Genomic DNA, 20,038 nt, shown 5'->3' with positions numbered 1-20,038 from the left:
GTAACTTCAAATTCGAAGTTATAATAAACTGAAACAAGAACAGGACAAAAGAGCCTCGAAAAAAGTATTGCAACTTGGCAATACTTTTTTGAGATGCTTTTTAATATGAGCCCATTTCTTCTCAATAGGATTGTACTCAGGTGAGTAGGGAGGAAGTGGTAAAAGTTTATGCCCAAATTTTTCACATAAGAACTCTAGCTTACCCATTCTATGGAATCTTGCATTATCCATAATAATAACTGATGGTGTGTTTAATGTTGGTAAGAGAAACTTCTGAAACCAAGCTTCAAAAAAGTCGCTCGTCATCGTCTCTTCGTAAGTCATTGGAGCGATTAACTCACCATTTGTTAGCCCTGCAACCAGTGAGATCCTCTGATATCTTCTTCCAGATATTTTACCTCTTATTAACTGACCTTTTAAAGAGCGACCATATTCTCGATAAAAATAAGTATCGAATCCTGTTTCATCAATATAAACAGGTGCTAGATGCTTTAAACTATTAAATTTTTTAAGAAATAAAGCTACTTTTTCTGGATCTTGTTCATAGTAGGTGTGATTCTTTTTTTCGAGTGTACCCCATAGCTTTGAGAGCATAGTGGATAGTAGTTGGATGATAGCCAAATTCAGAAGCTATTTCAGTCAAATAAGCGTCCGGATTGTCAGTAAGATAGTTTTTAAGTCTATCTCTATCAACTTTTCTTGGTTTTGTTCCTTTTACTTGATGGTTTAGCTCTCCTGTTTTCTCTTTTAGCTTTAACCAGCAATAAATGGTATTACGTGAGATTTGGAAAATGTGTGATGCTTCTGTTATACTACCTGTTCTCTCACAATAAGCGAGAACTTTTTTACGAAAATCTATTGAATATGCCATAAAAAGATTATACCACATTATGTACTATTTTTGTTGTCTATGTGTTAGGAAGTTTCTTCTTTTACAAAGGTGAAGCCTTCTCCAAGAATTTCGTGAGCTTCAGTGATGGTGATAAAGGCTTTAGGATCGATTGTATGAATCAATTCTTTCATCTTAATCATTTCATTTCTTGCTACGATACAGTAGATAATTTTTAAATCTTTTTGACTGTAGTAACCTTGTCCAGATATGAAGGTGACACCTCGACCTAACTCTTCATTGATTTTATCTGCCACTTCCATAGGCTTTTGAGTGATAATCATAAAACCTTTTCCAGCATATCCGCCTTCACCAATCAAGTCAATAACTCTTGAGACGATGAAGTCAAATAGAAGTGTATAAGTAACGAGACGAAGGTCTTGGAAGATTATTAAAATGAGCATTAAGATGAGGAAGTCTAGTGCAAAGAGTAATTTCCCCACGGAGATATTGGTGTACTTGTTCAGGATTCGAGCGACGATATCTGTTCCACCAGTGGTACCACCAGCATTGAAGATAATACCCAGACCAAGTCCTAAAAGAACACCCGCAACTAATGCAACAATAACCAGATCTCCCTCAAGATTAAAGCTGAGAGGAATCTTCTCAAAGATTGCTAACCAAATGGATAAGGAAATTGTTCCGAGCAAACTTGTGTACAGAGTCTTTGAACCAAATATTTTCCAGGCTAGAATAAAGAGCGGGATATTGATTAACAGGTTCATCAAGGAGATGGGAATGTTAAAGAGATAATAGGTAATCAAGGTGATCCCAGTTGCTCCCCCCTCGAATAAGTGGTGGGGCACAACGAAATACGTGAGTCCGAAGGCATAGATGGCAGCTCCGAATATAATGGTTAAAATAGATTTGATATGCCGTAGCATTGAGCTTACCTCCTATTATTTTAAATCTAAAATGTTGACAGGCTTCAGGTTAAAAGTCCTTATTTTACTTTCATTGATACAATTTTTTCAGGGTCTGGTGTGACACGGAGGGTCTTTTGTCCTGTGTAGGTGACAAAGCCTGGTTTTCTGCCAGTTGGTTTATTGAGTTTCTTGACTTCAATCATATCTACCTGGACCAGATTTGACAGGCGACCTTGAGAGAAGTAGGCTGCAAGTTCTGCTGCGTCTGTCTTGACTTCATCAGATGGCTCAAGATTTCCTGAGATGACAACGTGGCTTCCAGGAATGTCCTTGGCATGGAACCAAAGTTCCTCCTTGCGGGCCATTTTAAAGGTTAGCTCCTCGTTTTGTAGGTTGTTTCGGCCAACATAGATGATGGTTTTGCCATCGCTTGCTAGATATTGTTCTGGTTTTTTGCGTTTCTGGATTTTCTCCCGCTGTCTTCTACGGATAAAGCCGGTTTGAATCAATTCTTCACGAATTTCAGCGATTTCTTCTAGTCCAGCTTGGTTGAGGACGGTCTCCACACTTTCCAGATAGAGAATGGTTGCCTTGGTTTCTTCAATCAGATCAGTCAAGTATTTGACAGCTTCTTTGAGTTTCTGGTAACGTCTAAAATAGCGTTGGGCATTCTGGTTGGGAGTCAGAGCCTTATCAAGCGCAATGGTGATAGGTTGATTAGTATAGTAGTTGTCTAGGATAACCTGGTCTTGGTCGTTAGGCACTTGGTGGAGGAAGGTTGTCAGCAATTCTCCTTTTTGACGAAATTCTTCAGCGTTGTCTGTCGCCAGTAATTCTTTTTCTTGTTTTTTAAGCTTATGTCGATTTTTTTGAAGTTCATTTTCAACACGACGAATGAGTTCACTGGCTTGCTGTTTGACGCGGTCTCGTTCAGCCTTGTCCTTATAGTAGGTGTCCAGCAAGTCAGAAAGGCTAGCAAAAGGCTCTCCTACACGATTTGCAAAAGGAACTGGGCTGAAGGAAGTCTCTGTCAAGCATGGCTTGGTTACTTGATTGAAAAAGTTTCGGAAAGTAGACAGTTTATCACTAACCAGAATGTTTTCCAATTCATTTGCCGTATCACGTCCCAGACCTTGAAAGAGGTTTTGAAGATTTTTAGCAGTTAACTCTTGGGTTTGTAGAATCTCAAAGAGTTTTTCGTCCTTGACCATAAAAGGATTGAGAGCTTCTGTACTTGGAGGAGCGATATAAGTAGCACCTGGTAATAAGGTACGGTAGCTATTTTGAGAGAAACCGATATGCTTGATAACTTCAAGGATTTTGTGACTACTTTTATCTACGAGTAGAATATTACTGTGTTTTCCCATAATCTCGATAATCAAGGTAGCCTGGATATGGTCCCCAATCTCGTTTTTATTGGAAACTGTGATTTCCACGATACGATCGTTTTCGATCTGCTCGATTGATTCAATAACTGCTCCTTGAAGATACTTTCTCAATACCATAATAAAAGTAGATGGCTGAGCAGGGTTTTCAAAGGTGGACTCTGTTAACTGGATGCGTCCAAAAACTGGATGGGCAGACAGGAGCAAACGATGACTTTTACGATTGCTACGGATTTGCAAGACCAGTTCTTGGTCAAAGGGTTGATTTATCTTTTGGATGCGACCATTGAGTAGTTCAGTTCGCAATTCCTCAACCATGTGGTGTAAAAAAAATCCATCAAATGACATGGTTCTCTCCTCGTGAATGTATTCCATAGTATTATATCAAAAAGGTAGAATAAAATCATAGAAATGTGATATAATAAAGCCAAGTAAAGAGAATCGAGAAGCACATGTATATTGAAATGGTAGATGAAACTGGACAAGTTTCAAAAGAAATTTTAGAACAAACACAGGAAATTTTAGAATTTGCTGCAAAAAAAATTGGAAAAGAAGACAAGGAAATGGCGGTCACATTTGTGACCAACGAACGAAGCCATGAACTCAATCTAGAGTTTCGTGATACCGATCGTCCAACAGATGTTATCAGTCTTGAATATAAGCCGGAGTTAGAGATTGCCTTTGATGAGGAAGATCTGGAAAATGATCCCGACTTGGCAGATATGATGTCAGAATTTGATGCTTATATCGGTGAGCTTTTCATTTCCATTGATAAGGCACATGAGCAAGCTGAGGAGTACGGTCATAGTTTTGAACGTGAAATGGGCTTCTTGGCAGTGCACGGCTTTTTACACATTAACGGCTATGATCACTACACTCCCGAGGAAGAAGCGGAGATGTTCGGTTTACAAGAAGAAATTTTGACAGCCTATGGACTCACAAGACAATAAACGAAAATGGAAAAATCGTGACCTAATCTCCAGTTTAGAATTTGCCATTACAGGGATTTTTACTGCGATTAAGGAAGAACGTAATATGAGAAAGCATGCAGTGACGGCTCTAATAGTTGTCCTTGCAGGTTTTGTTTTTCAGGTGTCACGAATCGAATGGTTATTTCTACTTTTAAGCATTTTCATGGTAGTAGCTTTTGAGATTATTAATTCAGCTATTGAAAATGTAGTAGATTTGGCTAGTCACTATCACTTTTCTATGTTGGCAAAGAAAGCTAAAGACATGGCAGCTGGTGCCGTGCTTGTGGTTTCTCTTTTTGCCGCTTTGACAGGTGCACTCATCTTTCTCCCACGGATTTGGGATTTATTATTTTAAACAGTAAGAGGAAATTATGACATTTAAATCAGGCTTTGTAGCCATTTTAGGGCGACCAAATGTAGGGAAGTCAACTTTTTTGAATCATGTTATGGGGCAAAAGATTGCTATCATGAGTGATAAGGCGCAGACAACGCGCAATAAAATCATGGGGATTTACACCACTGATAAGGAACAAATTGTCTTTATTGATACGCCGGGAATTCACAAACCAAAAACGGCTCTTGGAGACTTCATGGTGGAGTCTGCCTATAGCACCCTTCGTGAAGTAGATACTGTTCTTTTTATGGTTCCTGCTGATGAACCACGTGGGAAGGGCGACGATATGATTATCGAACGACTCAAGGCTGCTAAGGTTCCGGTTATTCTTGTGGTCAACAAAATTGATAAGGTACACCCTGATCAACTTTTGGCTCAAATCGATGATTTCCGTAATCAGATGGACTTTAAGGAAATTGTTCCTATTTCAGCTCTTCAGGGAAATAATGTTTCACGTCTAATCGACATTCTCAGTGAAAACCTTGAAGAAGGTTTCCAATATTTTCCAGCCGATCAAATCACAGACCATCCAGAGCGTTTCTTGGTTTCTGAGATGATTCGTGAAAAGGTCTTGCACCTAACTCGTGAAGAAATTCCACACTCAGTTGCAGTAGTGGTGGACTCTATGAAACGAGACGAGGATACAGACAAGGTTCATATCCGAGCAACTATCATGGTTGAACGTGACAGCCAAAAAGGGATTGTCATCGGTAAAGGTGGTGCCATGCTCAAGAAAATTGGGACTATGGCCCGTCGTGATATCGAGCTTATGCTAGGGGACAAAGTTTTCCTAGAAACTTGGGTCAAGGTTAAGAAAAACTGGCGAGATAAGAAGCTAGATTTGGCTGACTTTGGCTATAACGAAAAAGAATATTAAGAAGAGGTGGGCAGTAGCCTGCTTCTTGTTTTTAGAGAAGGAGGAGTTATGCCTGAATTACCAGAAGTTGAAACGGTTCGTCGTGGTTTGGAAAAATTGCTTCTGGGTAAGAAGATTTCGAGTGTAGAAATTCGCTATCCCAAGATGATTAAGACAGATTTGGATCAATTTCAAAAGGAAGTGCCTGGTCAAGAGATTCAATCGATGGGGCGCCGTGGCAAGTATTTACTTTTCTATCTAACAGACAAGGTCTTGATTTCTCATCTACGGATGGAAGGGAAGTATTTTTACTATCCAGACCAGGTTCCTGAACGTAAGCATGCCCATGTTTTCTTCCAGTTCGAAGACGGTGGCACTTTAGTTTATGAAGATGTACGCAAGTTTGGAACTATGGAATTGCTTGCTCCTGAACTCTTAGATGCTTACTTTGTATCTAAAAAGCTTGGATCAGAACCTACTGAAGAGGATTTTGACTTAGAGATTTTTATAGGTGCCTTGAAGAAATCTAAAAAACCTATCAAATCGCATCTTCTCGATCAGACTTTGGTTGCTGGATTGGGAAATATCTACGTGGATGAAGTTCTCTGGAGAGCGAAAGTTCATCCTTCTAGAACTTCTAAAAGTTTAAGCGCCCAAGAGGCTAGAAAAGTCCATGATCAAACCATTGAAGTTTTGGGGCAGGCTGTTGAAAAAGGTGGTTCCACCATTCGAACATATACCAATGCCTTTGGGGAAGATGGAACCATGCAGGATTTTCATCAAGTCTATGACAAGGCTGGTCAAGAATGTTCACGTTGTGGCACTGTGATTGAGAAAATCCAACTAGGCGGACGAGGAACTCATTTTTGTCCTCAGTGCCAAAGGAGGGGCTGATGGGAAAAATCATTGGAATCACTGGGGGAATTGCCTCTGGTAAGTCAACTGTGACAAATTTTCTAAGAAAGCAAGGCTTTCAAGTAGTGGATGCCGACGCAGTCGTCCACCAACTACAGAAACCTGGTGGTCGTCTGTTTCAGGCTCTAGTCCAGCACTTTGGTCAAAAAATTATCTTAGAAAATGGAGAACTCAATCGCCCTCTCCTAGCTAGTCTTATCTTTTCAAATCCTGAGGAACGGGAATGGTCTAGGATAACTCAAGGAGAGATTATCCGTGAGGAACTAGCTACATTAAGAGACCAATTGGCTCAGACAGAAGAGATTTTCTTCATGGATATTCCCCTACTTTTTGAGCAGGACTACGTCTCTTGGTTTGATGAGACTTGGTTGGTCTATGTGGACCGAGATGTCCAAGTGGAACGTTTAATGAAAAGGGATCAGCTATCCAAAGAGTCAGCTGAAACTCGTTTAGCTTCACAGTGGCCTTTAGAAGAAAAGAAGAAATTTGCTACTTATATATTAGACAATAATGACAGTCGAGAGCAGCTTTTGAGTCAAGTAGTGACCTTGCTTGAAGGAGGCGATGCCCATGCAAAAGATTAGTTGGAAGGATAATCTTCGTATTGCTTGGTTTGGTTGCTTTTTAACAGGAGCCAGCATTTCTCTCGTTGTTCCTTTCATGCCTATTTTTGTCGAACAGTTAGGAATTGAAGGAGATCAAGTTGCCTTTTATTCAGGGTTAGCTATATCAGTCTCAGCCATTTCTGCAGCCGTTGTATCACCAATTTGGGGTATCTTAGCAGACAAGTATGGTCGAAAACCCATGATGATTCGTGCAGGGCTAGCCATGACTATTACTATGGGTGGTCTGGCCTTTGTTCCAAACGTTTTCTGGCTCTTGTTCTTACGCTTTCTTAATGGTGTTTTTACAGGATTTGTACCCAATGCGACAGCTTTAATTGCAAGTCAAGTCCCCAAAGATAGGTCGGGATACGCTCTAGGGACTTTATCAACTGGTGTTGTCGCTGGAACTTTGACTGGTCCCTTTGTCGGTGGTTTCATTGCCGAAATTTTTGGCATTCGGAATGTCTTTTTATTGGTTGGCGGTTTCTTGTTTTTGGCAGCTATCTTAACCATTCTTTTTATCAAAGAGGACTTTCAACCTGTGCCGAAAGAAAAAGCACTCCCTACAAAAGAGCTCTTTGCTTCTGTTAAATATCCTTTTCTCCTGATAAATTTATTTCTAACTAGCTTTGTGATTCAATTTGCTGCCCAATCTATCGGTCCTATCCTTGCCCTGTATGTACGAGATCTGGGACAGAAAGAGAATCTCCTCTTTGTCTCTGGTTTGATTGTATCCAGCATGGGATTTTCAAGTATGATGAGCGCAGGCATCATGGGTAAATTAGGTGATAAAGTGGGCAATCATCGACTACTTGTCGTAGCTCAGGTATATTCAGTTTTCATATATCTATTATGTGCAAATGCGACTAGCCCATTCCAATTAGGCTTCTATCGTTTTCTATTTGGTTTGGGGACGGGAGCTCTGATACCTGGTGTCAATGCTCTTCTAAGCAAAATGACCCCTAAAGTTGGCATTTCAAGGGTATTTGCCTTTAATCAAGTCTTTTTTTATCTAGGAGGAGTGATAGGTCCCTTAGCAGGATCAGCAGTAGCGGGACAATTTGGCTATCACTCAGTATTTTATGCAACAGCTCTTTGTGTAGCTATCAGTTGTTTATTTAACCTTATCCAATTTAAAACATTATTAAAAGTGAAGGAAATCTAGTGCGAGTAAAAATCAATCTCAAATGCTCCTCTTGTGGTAGCATCAATTATCTAACCAGTAAGAACTCCAAAACCCATCCAGACAAGATTGAGGTCTTAAAGTATTGCCCAAAAGAAAGAAAAGTGACTCTACATCTTGAATCTAAGTAGAAATTATGGTAGAATAATAGGGATTTTAAGGAGTTTGATATGTATAACCTATTATTAACCATTCTATTAGTATTATCTGTTGTGATTGTGATTGCAATTTTCATGCAACCAACTAAAAACCAATCTAGCAATGTATTTGATGCCAGTGCAGGTGATTTGTTTGAACGTAGCAAAGCGCGCGGTTTTGAAGCTGTGATGCAACGTTTGACAGGAATTTTAGTCTTTTTCTGGCTAGCCATTGCCTTAGCATTGACGGTATTATCAAGTAGATAAGAAAATAATGGGCGGGACTAGGTCTTTGCCTATTTTTATTTTTAAAAGAAATAAGGTTTTACACCAAAAAGAAATTATTATAAATCTAGAAAGTAAACATGAAAGATAAAATAAAAGAATATTTACAAGAGAAGGGGCGAGTCACAGTCAATGACTTGGCTCAAGTTCTTGGAAAGGATGGTTCCAAGGACTTCCGTGAGTTAATCAAAACTCTTTCACTGATGGAGAGAAAGCACCAAATTCGCTTTGAAGAAGATGGTAGTCTCACCTTGAACCAAAAGAAGAAACACGAGATTACTCTTAAAGGAACTTTTCATGCCCATAAAAATGGCTTTGGTTTTGTAAGTCTTGAAGGCGAAGAAGACGATCTTTTTGTTGGGAAAAGTGATGTTAACTATGCCATTGATGGCGATACTGTTGAAGTTGTCATTAAGAAAGTTGCTGACCGTAACAAAGGAACCGCCGCAGAAGCAAAGATTATCGACATCCTAGAGCACAGTCTAACGACAGTTGTTGGGCAAATCGTTCTTGATGAGGAAAAGCCCAAGTATGCGGGCTATATCCGTTCAAAAAATCAAAAAATTAGTCAACCGATCTACGTTAAAAAACCAGCTATTCAATTGGAAGGCACAGAAGTTCTCAAGGTCTTTATCGATAAGTACCCAAGTAAGAAACACGATTTCTTTGTGGCGAGTGTTTTAGATGTTGTGGGACATTCAACAGATGCAGGGATTGATGTTCTTGAAGTCCTAGAGTCTATGGATATTGTCTCAGAATTTCCAGAGGCTGTTCTTAAAGAAGCGGAAAGTGTACCTGATGCTCCATCCCAAAAAGACCTGGAAGGCCGTCTGGACCTGAGAGATGAAATTACATTTACCATAGATGGAGCAGATGCTAAGGACTTGGACGACGCAGTTCACATCAAGCCCTTGAAGAATGGAAATTTTGAACTTGGAGTTCATATCGCGGATGTTTCTTATTATGTAAAGGAAGGTTCTGCTCTTGATAAGGAAGCCCTTAATCGTGCGACTTCTGTCTATGTGACAGATCGTGTAGTTCCAATGCTACCAGAACGCCTTTCAAATGGCATCTGTTCCCTCAATCCTCAAGTAGATCGTTTGACCCAATCAGCTATCATGGAAATTGATAAACATGGTCGGGTTCGTAATTATACTATTACGCAGACAGTTATCAAAACAAGTTTCCGTATGACCTATAGTGCTGTCAATGATATTTTAGCTGGTGACGAGGAGAAGAGACAAGAGTATAAGAAAATTGTTCCTAGTATTGAACTCATGGCCAAGCTTCATGAAATTCTTGAAGGTATGCGGATTAAGCGTGGAGCTCTTAATTTTGATACCAATGAAGCTAAAATCTTAGTTGACAAGCAAGGGAAACCAGTAGATATTGTTCTTCGTCATCGTGGGACAGCTGAACGTATGATTGAGTCCTTTATGTTGATGGCTAACGAAACGGTTGCTGAGCATTTCAGCAAGCTTGATTTACCTTTCATCTATCGTATCCATGAGGAACCTAAAGCTGAAAAAGTTCAGAAGTTTATTGATTACGCTTCTAGTTTTGGTTTGAGAATTTATGGTACTGCCAGTGAGATTAGTCAGGAAGCTCTTCAAGACATCATGAGTGCTGTTGAAGGTGAGCCTTATGCGGATGTTCTCTCTATGATGCTTCTGCGTTCTATGCAACAGGCTCGTTATTCTGAGCATAATCATGGTCACTATGGCCTAGCAGCGGAATATTATACCCACTTTACCAGTCCGATTCGCCGTTATCCGGACCTCTTGGTTCACCGAATGATTCGTGACTATGGACGTTCCAAGGAAATAGCAGAACATTTTGAACAGGTCATTCCAGAGATTGCGACTCAATCATCCAATCGTGAGCGCCGTGCCATCGAGGCAGAGCGTGAAGTTGAAGCCATGAAAAAAGCTGAGTATATGGAAGCATTTGTGGGCGAAGAGTATGATGCAGTCGTTTCAAGTATCGTTAAATTTGGTCTTTTTGTTGAATTGCCAAATACAGTTGAGGGCTTGATTCACATTACTAATTTACCTGAATTTTATCATTTCAATGAGCGTGATTTGACCCTTCGTGGAGAAAAATCGGGTACAACCTTCCGTGTAGGTCAGCAGATTCGCATTCGGGTTGAAAGAGCGGACAAGATGACGGGCGAAATTGACTTCTCTTACATTCCAAGTGAATTTGATGTGATTGAAAAAGGCTTGAAAGAGTCTAGTCGAAATGACAGAGGGCGTGGTTCAAGTCGTCGTTCGGATAAGAAAGAAGACAAGAGAAAAACTAGCCGCTCAAATGATAAGCGTAAGCATTCTTCGAAGGACAAAAAGAAAAAAAGCAAGAAACTTTTTTACAAAGAAGTAGCAAAGAAAGGAGCTAAGCATGGCAAAGGGCGAGGGAAAGGTCGTCGCGCAAAATAAAAAAGCGCACCACGACTATACTATCGTAGATACGCTAGAAGCAGGAATGGTTCTAACTGGTACAGAAATCAAGAGTGTTCGAGCAGCCCGCATCAATCTGAAAGATGGGTTTGCTCAGGTTAAGAATGGGGAAGTTTGGCTGAGCAACGTCCATATCGCTCCTTATGAGGAAGGCAATATCTGGAATCAGGAGCCAGAACGTCGTCGTAAACTTCTCCTTCATAAAAAGCAAATCCAGAAGTTAGAGCAGGAAACAAAAGGAACAGGGATGACTCTGGTTCCACTTAAAGTCTACATCAAAGATGGATATGCCAAGCTTCTTTTAGGGCTTGCAAAAGGGAAGCACGACTATGACAAACGGGAGTCTATCAAACGTCGTGAGCAAGATCGCGATATCGCGCGTGTTATGAAAGCAGTTAACCATCGATAGAAAGAGTGAAGTAAATGGAAAAACTAGTTGCCTATAAACGCATGCCTGTCTGGAATAAAGACACCATGCCAGAAGCTGTTCAAAGAAAACACAATACTAAGGTTGGAACCTGGGGCAAAATCACTGTATTAAAAGGAACCCTTAAATTTATTGAATTAACTGAAGAGGGGGAAGTTATAGCTGAGCACCTCTTTGAAGCAGGTGCTGATAATCCTATGGCGCAACCTCAAGCTTGGCACAGAGTGGAAGCTGCCACAGATGATGTAGAATGGTATCTGGAATTTTATTGTAAACCAGAGGATTATTTCCCAAAGAAATACAATACCAATCCAGTCCATTCGGAGGTTTTAGAAGCTATGCAGACGGTCAAGCCATGTAAGGCACTAGACCTAGGATGTGGTCAAGGAAGAAACGCGCTCTTTCTTGCTCAACATGGATTTGATGTCACAGCAGTGGACCAAAATGAGCTATCCCTTGAAATTTTGCAAAGCATCGTTGAGCAAGAAGATTTAGAAATGCCTGTCGGTCTCTACGATATCAATTCAGCTAGCATTGGCCAAACCTACGATTTTATCGTATCGACAGTTGTGCTCATGTTTTTACAAGCAGATCGTATTCCAGCTATTATCCAAAACATGCAGGAACAAACCTCTATTGGTGGCTATAATTTGATTGTTTGTGCTATGGATACAGAGGATTATCCATGTTCTGTTAATTTCCCATTTACCCTCAAAGAGGGTGAGTTAGCCAATTACTACAAGGATTGGGAGTTAGTGAAGTACAATGAAAATCCTGGTCATTTGCACCGTCGTGACGAAAATGGCAATCGTATCCAACTACGCTTTGCGACCATGCTAGCTAAGAAAATCAAATAAACACACATGAAGATTAGGAATTTTCCTGATCTTTTTTCTTTTTTTACGAATAGATAAGATAGAAGAATTGACAAAAATACGCATTATAAGTATAATTTTAGCTAGAAAGGTGACCATAAATGCCAATCACAGGTAAGGAAATGGTAAAATTAGCTCTTGCAAATGGATGGATTGAAGTTCGTAAGAGAGGAAGTCATCATCATTTTAAGAAAGAAGGAGTTCCCTATCTTGTCACTATTCCAGTTCACGGTAATGAGGATTTAGGAAGAGGTTTAGAGAGAAAAATAGTAAAAGATTTGGGATTGTAGTTGATTTGGAAATTGTGGAGGTGTATTATGCTAAAATCTTATCCTGCTATTTTTCATAGAGAAGGCACTGGATACTGGGTTGAATTTCCGGAATTTGGAGGTGGGACTGAAGGAGAAACGCTTGAACTTGCAATGAAAAATGCTCGGGAAATGCTTGAGAGTGTTTTAGCTTCTTATATTGATGAAGGACTGGCTTTGCCTACTCCTAGTGACATTTCTAAGTTGAAAGCTCCTGATGGATTTGTGACTTTGATTCAGGTCAATCCCGTGCCTTTCGTAAAGAATAATAAGGCGATTCGAAAAAATGTTACGGTTCCAGAGTGGCTAGTCAGACTTGCAGATCGTGAGAAAGTGAACTATTCTGAATTGTTGACACAAGCTCTTGAAAGTCGCTTGCAGCTTTAAACTCATAAAATGATGAAGGTTGGGAATAGCTCAGCCTTTTTCTTATCCTTTTCGAATAAAGTAGAAAAGGAGGTTTTATGTTTTTAGCTAGAGATGAAAAAGGGAGCCTAGTCAATGCCTTGGAGGATGAACTAGTCAAACAAGTTTATTATTGTCCAGCTTGTGGAACAAGTGTTCGCATGAGAAAAGGAAAAAATGTGCGTGCACATTTCGCTCATGAAAGTCTCAAAAAATGTGATTTTTTCCATGAAAATGAAGGACCAGAGCATCTGGAAAACAAGAAACGTTTATTTTATTGGGCTAAGGAGAATGATGAAGTTGAAATGGAATATCCCATACCTGAACTGAAGCAAATCGCAGATATCTTTATCAATAAGAAAATAGCTCTAGAAATTCAGTGTAGTCCCATTTCTTGTGAACTTTTACGGGAGAGAAGCAATGGTTATCGAAGGTTGGGAATTCAAGTACTTTGGCTAGTAGGTCAAAAACTTTGGTTAAAGGAACGTTTGACTCACCTCCAAAGAGACCTGCTTTCCTTTAGTCAAAATATGGGCTTTCATCTATGGGAATTAGATCAGCAAAGGGACATACTTCGCTTGAAATACATGATCCATCAAGATTTGAAGGGGAATCTTTATTATCTAATAAGGGAGTTCCCTTATGGGCAAGGCAATCTCATAGAGATTTTACGACTTCCCTATCAGAAGCAAAGAATAGCAAGTATGGATGTAGCACAAGATGAAACAATTTGCGACTATATTCGCCAACAACTCTATTATAAAAATCCTTACTGGATGAGGAAACAGGGGGAGGCTTATGCTCAGGGAAAGAATCTACTGAATTTGGATGTTCAAGATTGGTTTCCCCAAGTAAGGCCTATAGAAAATGGTCGATTTTGCCAGATAACTATAGATTTGCAGGGTTATTACGACAATTTTCAGGCTTATTATCAACAAAATCCCAAAACTGACACACAAAAGCTCTATCCCCCAGCTTTTTATCAGCAATATTTCTTAAAAAATGTGGTAAAATAGAAAGGATGGAGGAATCTTATGGTATTACAACGAAATGAAATAAATGAAAAAGACAAATGGGATCTATCAACGATCTTTGCTACTGATCAGGCTTGGGAAGATGCCCTCAACCAACTGTCAGAGGAAGTTGAAACAGTTGATCAATATGCAGGTCATCTTTTAGACAGTGCTCAGAGCTTGCTTGAAATTACTGAACGTTCTCTAGAGTTAGAGCGCCAGTTGGAGAAGCTTTATGTCTATGCGCACATGAAAAATGACCAAGACACGCGCGAAGCTAAATATCAAGAATACTATGCTAAGGCTATGACGCTTTATAGCCAGCTGGATCAAGCTCTTTCTTTCTACGAGCCAGAGTTTATGAAGATTACTGAGGAACAAATGACTGCTTTCTTGGCTGCTGAACCTAAACTTGAGCTCTATAAACACTTTTTTGATCAGCTCTTACAAAAGCAAGATCATGTTCTTTCACAGCGAGAAGAAGAATTGCTTGCAGGAGCCAGTGAAATCTTTGGATCGGCAAGTGAAACCTTTGCTATCCTAGACAATGCTGACCTTACTTTCCCTTACGTTTTGGATGACGAAGACAATGAAGTGCAACTCTCTCACGGAACTTACATACGTTTGATGGAATCAAAAAATCGTGAAGTACGTCGTTGTGCCTATGAAGCACTTTATGCTACTTACGAGCAGTTCCAGCACACCTATGCTAAGACATTGCAGACAAATGTAAAAGTTCAAAACTACCGTGCTAAAGTGCGCAATTATGAGAGTGCTCGTCAGGCTGCTCTTGCGGCTAACTTTGTACCAGAAAGTGTCTATGACAATCTAGTGTCAGCAGTTCGCAAACACTTGCCACTTTTGCATCGTTATCTTGCACTACGTTCAAAAATCTTGGGTATTCCTGACCTCAAGATGTACGATGTCTATACACCATTGTCTTCAGTAGACTACAGCTTTACTTACGAGGAAGCCTTGAAGAAGGCAGAAGAAGCTTTGGCAGTTCTTGGTGAGGATTACTTGAGCCGAGTTAAACGTGCCTTCAGCGAACGTTGGATAGATGTGTATGAAAACCAAGGCAAGCGTTCAGGTGCATATTCAGGTGGATCATACGATACAAATGCCTTCATGCTTCTTAACTGGCAGGACAATCTAGATAATCTCTTTACCCTTGTCCATGAAACTGGTCACAGTATGCACTCTAGCTATACTCGTGAAACCCAGCCATATGTTTATGGAGACTATTCAATTTTCTTAGCAGAAATTGCTTCAACAACTAATGAAAATATCTTGACTGAGAAATTATTGGAGGAAGTTCAAGATGATGCAACTCGCTTTGCAATCTTAAACAACTTCCTAGATGGCTTCCGTGGTACAGTCTTCCGTCAAACTCAGTTTGCTGAATTTGAGCATGCCATCCACCAAGCTGACCAAAATGGTGAAGTCTTGACTAGTGAATTCTTAAATGAGCTTTATGCCGACTTGAATGAAGCTTACTATGGTTTGAGTAAAGAAGACAATCCTGAAATTCAATATGAATGGGCCCGTATTCCACATTTCTACTACAACTACTATGTGTATCAATATTCAACAGGCTTTGCAGCAGCTTCAGCCTTGGCTGAAAAGATTGTTCATGGCAGCCAAGAAGATCGTGATCGCTATATCGATTATCTCAAAGCAGGGAAGTCAGACTATCCACTTAATGTCATGAGAAAAGCAGGCGTTGATATGGAGAAGGAAGACTACCTCAACGATGCCTTTGCTGTCTTTGAACGTCGTTTAGATGAGTTTGAAGCTCTTGTTGAAAAATTAGGATTGGCATAAGGCAGATGGTAAAGTCTTATAGCAAAAATGCCAATCACAATATGCGTCGTCCTGTTGTCAAGCATGATATTGTTGAGTTCATGCGTCACAGACAAAAGCAAGTGACTGGCTCACTTAAGGAATTAGAGAAGTTCGCTCGTAAGGAAAATATTCCCATCATTCCTCATGAAACTGTCGCTTATTTTCGTTTCCTTATGGAAACCATTCAACCAAAAAACATTTTAGAAATCGGGACGGCTATTGGATTTTCAGCACTTTTAATGGCAGAGCATTCACCTAAGTCAAAAATTACCACTATTGACCGAAATCCTGAAATGATTGGTTTTGCCAAGGAGAATTTTGCAAAATTTGATAGCCGCAAACAAATCACTCTCTTAGAAGGTGATGCGGTAGATGTCCTTTCGACCTTAACAGAGACCTATGATTTTGTATTTATGGATTCTGCTAAATCCAAGTACATCGTCTTTCTACCAGAAATCCTCAAACACCTCGAAGTAGGTGGAGTCGTTGTCTTGGATGATATTTTCCAAGGAGGAGATATTGCGAGGGATATTATGGAAGTCCGACGTGGACAACGGACGATTTATCGTGGCTTGCAAAGATTATTTGATGCAACCTTAGACAATCCTGGCTTAACCGCTAGCTTGGTTCCTCTTGGAGATGGGATTCTCATGCTAAGAAAGAATCAAGCAGAAGTAGAACTGCCTGATATTGATTGATTTCAGATATTTTTAAGACAATTTGGTAAAATAGATAAGGTAAACCTTTATTTAGTGAACAAAAGGAGTAAACATGAAGAAAAAACTAATGGCAGGAGCCATCACATTGTTGTCAGTAGCTACTTTGGCTGCTTGTTCCAATAGCTCTCAAGGAGCAGACTTGATCAGTATGAAGGGTGATGTGATTACAGAACATCAATTCTACGAAGAAGTTAAAAATAATCCAACTGCTCAACAAGTCTTGCTTAACATGACCATTCAAAAAGTTTTTGAAAAACAGTACGGTTCAGAAGTTAGTGATAAAGAAGTAGATGATGCCGTTGCAGAAGAACAAAAGAAATATGGTGATAGCTATCAAACAGTTCTAGCTCGTTCAGGTATGACTGCTGAAAGTCGTAAGGCTCAAATCCGAACAAGTAAATTAGTTGAGTTTGCAGTGAAGAAGGCTGCAGAAGCTGAATTAACAGATGAAAACTACAAAAAAGCTTTCGAAGAGTATACTCCAGAAGTAACTGCTCAAATTATTAAACTTGATAGTGAAGAAAAAGCTAAGGAAATTCTTGCCAAGGCAAAAGAGTCAGGTGCTGACTTTGCACAACTTGCAAAAGACAACTCAACAGACGAAAAAACAAAGGAAAATGGTGGTGAGATCACCTTTGATTCTGCCTCTACAGAATTGCCAGATGCCGTTAAGAAATCAGCCTTTGCACTTGATGTTGATGGTATTTCAGATGTCATCACTGCACCAGGAACACAAGCCTATACAAGTAGTTTCTACATTGTGAAACTAACTAAGAAGTCAGAAAAATCTTCAAATCTAGAAGATTATAAAGAAAAACTCAAAACAATTATTTTAACTCAAAAACAAAATGATGCTACCTTTGTTCAAGGTGTTATCGGTAAAGAATTGACAGATGCCAACATCAAAGTCAAAGACCAAACTTTCCAAAATATCTTTACTCAGTACATCAAGGGTGAAGCAACTACTGACAGTAGCAGTAGCGCCTCAAACTAATAAAAAAACTATCTATCTTTCTTTTTTAGAAAGTAGATAGTTTTTTTCTATTGGACTTCTTTCAGAATTAGCAGTAGTGCATCTAGTACACGAGATCTTTGTTCTGCAGGAAGAAGTTTCAATTCGTCAATCAGACGGGATATTTTGGGGTCTTCTTCTTTCAGTTGGATATCAAAGAAAGTGTCTAAATCTACTTCTAATGCTTCCATGACTTTTTCTAGAGTTTGAATCTTTAAGTTTGTTGATAGATTTTCTAATTTGTAAACATAATTTGTTCCTAAGTCAGCCATTTCCTCTAATTGTTCTTGGGTATATCCTCTTTCTATTCTGAGTAAACGGATGCGTTTAGAAATGTAGTCTTGCAAATTACTTTTATTTTTGACCATGTAGTACCTCGCTACTTACATGATACAGTCAAACGACTGCATTTTTTAGACTTTAAATAGTTACATTTTGATAAAATAACTTTAAAAAGTTGTACATTGTGGTATAATGGAGATATAAAAAATAAAAAGGGGAAACCTATGAAAAAAGAATTGATTACTTTGACTGCCATAGCAGCAACGGGCCTTGCAACAACTGTAAGTGCAAATGAGGTGGCTGAACCCAATGTAGATAATGCAGGTGGTGTTCGTACTGCTCAAACTGAGCCAGCGTTTAACATTACTGATGCTCAAACCGAACCAGCTTTGGTTGAAAAAGAAGCACCAAAACCAGTGGAAGTGAAAACTCCTACAAAGGAAGAAGTTGCTGAACTTGGTGCAAGTGCTACCAAAGCACAGGAAGATGAAAGCAAAGCAAAAGAAGTCTTGGATCAAGCGAATGAAACTTCTGGTAAAGCAGAAAAGAAAGTCGCTGACTTGAAACAAGCTCAAGCAGACACTCAAAAGATTGTTGACAAAGCAACACCTGAAGCTATTCAAAACGCTGAGAAGAAAGTGGAAAGTGCTAAAGCAGAAGTTCAAGTAAAAGAAGAAGCTTTAAATTCTGCCCGGTCTTCGAAAGCAGCATCTGATGAAGCTGTATCTAATCAAGAAAAAATAGTTGAAGGTAAGAAAGAAGAAATTGAAAAACTTCAATCAGCTGTTTTAGTAGCTAAAAATAATGTACAGCTGAAACAAAATATTTTAGATGGGACTAAAATATCTGAAGAGAAAAAATCAGCTGAGGAAGCTTTAGAACAAGAAACAGCTAATGTTAAAAGACTAAGTGATGAATTAGCAAAAGCAGAGATTGAAGATGAAAAACATAGTCAAAAGATAAAAAATGCTGAAAATGACTTAGCTGAAGCTATAACAAAAGTTTCAACATCTAATCAATCAATTTCTAGCGCGAGCGAAAAAGTAAAGCAAACTCAGTCTGAGCTAATCAAAGCGCAAGAAAATTTAGCAAACCAAAATCCTAAAAATACAATTAAGTTAACTGATAGTTTTGTTGAAACTTTTAAGTCTTTTGTATTAAATCCATACGATTATGATAAACAACCAGAACTATTCATTAAACATAGTAAAGAGTATAGAGAAAAACTGAAGAAAATTGCTACAGAAAATAAATCTCTCAATCAATACCATTCAGTTGAAAAGGATAAACACAGACCATTTGATTCTTCTCATTTGACATTGGAGCAGAGAGAGGAATTGACACTCTTCGCAAACGATCTTTTCAATCAAGCTCGTAGATTGTTTGCGAAGCCTGACACAGTAGCTACTCAAGGAATGATAGGAGTTGCAGATAAGGTTGCTAAGGACAAAACTACAATTTGGGCTGCTCAGGAATTCAATTTTCTTCAAATCGATGATTATACCCCTATTAATTATAGTGTGGTAACTAGCGATAATAAAATCAAAATGTCTAGTATAGATGAAGCCAAAAAATACATATATGAAACGTTTACTTGGCTATTATTTGAATCTCCTGAATATATCGGACATCAAATTGTTTCATCTGATTGGAAGTTTATGAAACATTCGTTTAAAACGGGAAAAGATTATTTTGGTTTTACTCTTATTGAAAGAGATGGGAAAACAGAGTTTTATTATTTGACTGTCAATGAAGAAATCAAGGGTAATGAAAAATTTGATAAAACTGTAATTAAACCTTCAAACTCAACTCAATCTAATACAGTAAGCAATGAATCTGCATTGACTGTGCTAAAGACCGCAGAAGCCAACTATACTAAAGCGAAGGCAGACTTGGAAAAAGCAGAATCAGAATATAAGGAACATTTATCGATTCAAAAAGATATTCAGAACAGGCTAGAACTTCTAAAGTCAACTCCATTTAAAGCATCTTTAGTAAAGGCTGAACTTGCTAAAGCTCAAAAACTTCAGATTGAAGCTCAAAAACGACTTGCATTGGCTCAAAAAGCACAAGATGAAGTTATGACTGATATTAAGTTTAAACAAGAGAATTTAGATAAAGCAAAACAAGAGCTAGTTGATAAAGAGAATGCATTAAAACTTGGGAAAGATAAGTTATAGTGGATTGAAATAAGGTATGAACAAATCGAT

22 protein-coding genes are annotated in these 20,038 nt (G+C 39.0%); 18 read left to right on the top strand and 4 right to left on the bottom strand.

What is annotated here, in order from left to right; all coding sequences use genetic code 11:
* Positions 1 to 18 precede the first annotated feature (18 nt).
* From QM450_RS00190 to QM450_RS00180, 3 genes are all read right to left on the bottom strand, one after another.
* Positions 19 to 871, bottom strand: a protein-coding gene (locus QM450_RS00190; RefSeq protein WP_414319426.1) for an IS630 family transposase whose coding sequence is annotated in 2 segments (ribosomal slippage) — positions 19 to 553 and positions 552 to 871 — 855 coding nt in all. Because the reading frame shifts where the segments join, the coding sequence is not laid out codon by codon here.
* Positions 872 to 915: 44 nt separating this feature from the next.
* Positions 916 to 1,773: a YitT family protein gene (locus QM450_RS00185; protein WP_414319318.1), complete on the bottom strand. Its 858-nt coding sequence runs from the start codon at positions 1,771 to 1,773 to the stop codon at positions 916 to 918.
* Between the two features lie 59 nt (positions 1,774 to 1,832).
* On the bottom strand, positions 1,833 to 3,488 hold the full coding sequence (locus tag QM450_RS00180; protein ID WP_414319317.1) for an NFACT family protein: 1,656 nt from the start codon (positions 3,486 to 3,488) through the stop codon (positions 1,833 to 1,835).
* Positions 3,489 to 3,592: 104 nt separating this feature from the next.
* On the opposite strand from QM450_RS00180, the gene ybeY reads away from it, so the two are divergent.
* The 17 genes from ybeY (at position 3,593) to prsA (ending at position 17,528) form a co-directional block, all read left to right on the top strand.
* The gene (gene ybeY / locus QM450_RS00175; RefSeq protein WP_000275150.1) at positions 3,593 to 4,090 is read left to right on the top strand and encodes an rRNA maturation RNase YbeY; all 498 of its coding nucleotides are present in this window, start codon (positions 3,593 to 3,595) and stop codon (positions 4,088 to 4,090) included.
* Positions 4,071 to 4,466: a diacylglycerol kinase family protein gene (locus tag QM450_RS00170; RefSeq protein WP_000378151.1), complete on the top strand. Its 396-nt coding sequence runs from the start codon at positions 4,071 to 4,073 to the stop codon at positions 4,464 to 4,466. Before ybeY ends, QM450_RS00170 begins: the two co-directional genes overlap by 20 nt.
* A 16-nt stretch (positions 4,467 to 4,482) precedes the next feature.
* The gene (gene era, locus QM450_RS00165; protein WP_075231656.1) at positions 4,483 to 5,382 is read left to right on the top strand and encodes a GTPase Era; all 900 of its coding nucleotides are present in this window, start codon (positions 4,483 to 4,485) and stop codon (positions 5,380 to 5,382) included.
* A gap of 48 nt (positions 5,383 to 5,430) precedes the next feature.
* Entirely contained in the window at positions 5,431 to 6,255 is an 825-nt protein-coding gene (gene mutM / locus QM450_RS00160) for a DNA-formamidopyrimidine glycosylase (protein ID WP_414319316.1), read from the top strand.
* Positions 6,255 to 6,860: a dephospho-CoA kinase gene (gene coaE, locus QM450_RS00155; RefSeq protein ID WP_414319315.1), complete on the top strand. Its 606-nt coding sequence runs from the start codon at positions 6,255 to 6,257 to the stop codon at positions 6,858 to 6,860. The genes mutM and coaE overlap by 1 nt, the downstream gene beginning before the upstream one ends.
* On the top strand, positions 6,847 to 8,046 hold the full coding sequence (locus tag QM450_RS00150) for a multidrug efflux MFS transporter (protein ID WP_414319314.1): 1,200 nt from the start codon (positions 6,847 to 6,849) through the stop codon (positions 8,044 to 8,046). Before coaE ends, QM450_RS00150 begins: the two co-directional genes overlap by 14 nt.
* Complete coding sequence (gene rpmG / locus QM450_RS00145; RefSeq protein WP_001809104.1) at positions 8,046 to 8,195, top strand: 50S ribosomal protein L33; 150 nt, start codon at positions 8,046 to 8,048, stop codon at positions 8,193 to 8,195. Before QM450_RS00150 ends, rpmG begins: the two co-directional genes overlap by 1 nt.
* A 39-nt stretch (positions 8,196 to 8,234) precedes the next feature.
* A complete protein-coding gene (secG, locus tag QM450_RS00140; protein ID WP_000282514.1) occupies positions 8,235 to 8,468 on the top strand; it encodes a preprotein translocase subunit SecG in 234 nt (77 codons plus the stop codon).
* A 98-nt stretch (positions 8,469 to 8,566) separates the two neighbouring features.
* Positions 8,567 to 10,921 (top strand): ribonuclease R, encoded by a 2,355-nt coding sequence (rnr, locus tag QM450_RS00135; RefSeq protein ID WP_414319313.1) that lies wholly within the window; start codon positions 8,567 to 8,569, stop codon positions 10,919 to 10,921.
* Positions 10,884 to 11,351, top strand: coding sequence for an SsrA-binding protein SmpB (smpB, locus tag QM450_RS00130; protein ID WP_001051741.1), 468 nt, complete (start codon positions 10,884 to 10,886; stop codon positions 11,349 to 11,351). The genes rnr and smpB overlap by 38 nt, the downstream gene beginning before the upstream one ends.
* A 14-nt stretch (positions 11,352 to 11,365) precedes the next feature.
* Positions 11,366 to 12,226 (top strand): SAM-dependent methyltransferase TehB, encoded by an 861-nt coding sequence (gene tehB / locus QM450_RS00125; RefSeq protein ID WP_414319312.1) that lies wholly within the window; start codon positions 11,366 to 11,368, stop codon positions 12,224 to 12,226.
* A gap of 119 nt (positions 12,227 to 12,345) precedes the next feature.
* Positions 12,346 to 12,534: a type II toxin-antitoxin system HicA family toxin gene (locus tag QM450_RS00120; RefSeq protein WP_414319311.1), complete on the top strand. Its 189-nt coding sequence runs from the start codon at positions 12,346 to 12,348 to the stop codon at positions 12,532 to 12,534.
* Positions 12,535 to 12,561: 27 nt separating this feature from the next.
* The gene (locus QM450_RS00115; RefSeq protein WP_414319310.1) at positions 12,562 to 12,939 is read left to right on the top strand and encodes a type II toxin-antitoxin system HicB family antitoxin; all 378 of its coding nucleotides are present in this window, start codon (positions 12,562 to 12,564) and stop codon (positions 12,937 to 12,939) included.
* Between the two features lie 77 nt (positions 12,940 to 13,016).
* Complete coding sequence (locus QM450_RS00110; RefSeq protein ID WP_414319309.1) at positions 13,017 to 13,973, top strand: competence protein CoiA; 957 nt, start codon at positions 13,017 to 13,019, stop codon at positions 13,971 to 13,973.
* Between the two features lie 18 nt (positions 13,974 to 13,991).
* On the top strand, positions 13,992 to 15,794 hold the full coding sequence (gene pepF / locus QM450_RS00105; RefSeq protein WP_414319308.1) for an oligoendopeptidase F: 1,803 nt from the start codon (positions 13,992 to 13,994) through the stop codon (positions 15,792 to 15,794).
* A gap of 5 nt (positions 15,795 to 15,799) precedes the next feature.
* On the top strand, positions 15,800 to 16,513 hold the full coding sequence (locus QM450_RS00100; protein WP_414319307.1) for an O-methyltransferase: 714 nt from the start codon (positions 15,800 to 15,802) through the stop codon (positions 16,511 to 16,513).
* 73 nt (positions 16,514 to 16,586) lie between these two features.
* Positions 16,587 to 17,528: a peptidylprolyl isomerase PrsA gene (prsA, locus tag QM450_RS00095; protein WP_414319306.1), complete on the top strand. Its 942-nt coding sequence runs from the start codon at positions 16,587 to 16,589 to the stop codon at positions 17,526 to 17,528.
* Positions 17,529 to 17,575: 47 nt separating this feature from the next.
* Here prsA and QM450_RS00090 read toward each other — a convergent pair whose 3' ends face one another.
* Positions 17,576 to 17,914: a helix-turn-helix domain-containing protein gene (locus QM450_RS00090; RefSeq protein WP_414319305.1), complete on the bottom strand. Its 339-nt coding sequence runs from the start codon at positions 17,912 to 17,914 to the stop codon at positions 17,576 to 17,578.
* A 138-nt stretch (positions 17,915 to 18,052) separates the two neighbouring features.
* Here QM450_RS00090 and QM450_RS00085 point away from each other — a divergent pair, with 138 nt between their 5' ends.
* Positions 18,053 to 20,008 carry an SEC10/PgrA surface exclusion domain-containing protein gene (locus QM450_RS00085; protein WP_414319304.1) on the top strand — a complete coding sequence of 652 codons (1,956 nt, stop codon included), beginning with the start codon at positions 18,053 to 18,055 and terminating at the stop codon, positions 20,006 to 20,008.
* Positions 20,009 to 20,038: the final 30 nt, after the last annotated feature.

It is taken from the genome of Streptococcus infantis, assembly GCF_047464615.1.
Classification (GTDB): domain Bacteria; phylum Bacillota; class Bacilli; order Lactobacillales; family Streptococcaceae; genus Streptococcus; species Streptococcus infantis_Y.
The sequence above is the reverse complement of the archived record's forward strand: the minus strand, read 5'-3'. Positions and strand labels throughout refer to the sequence as shown.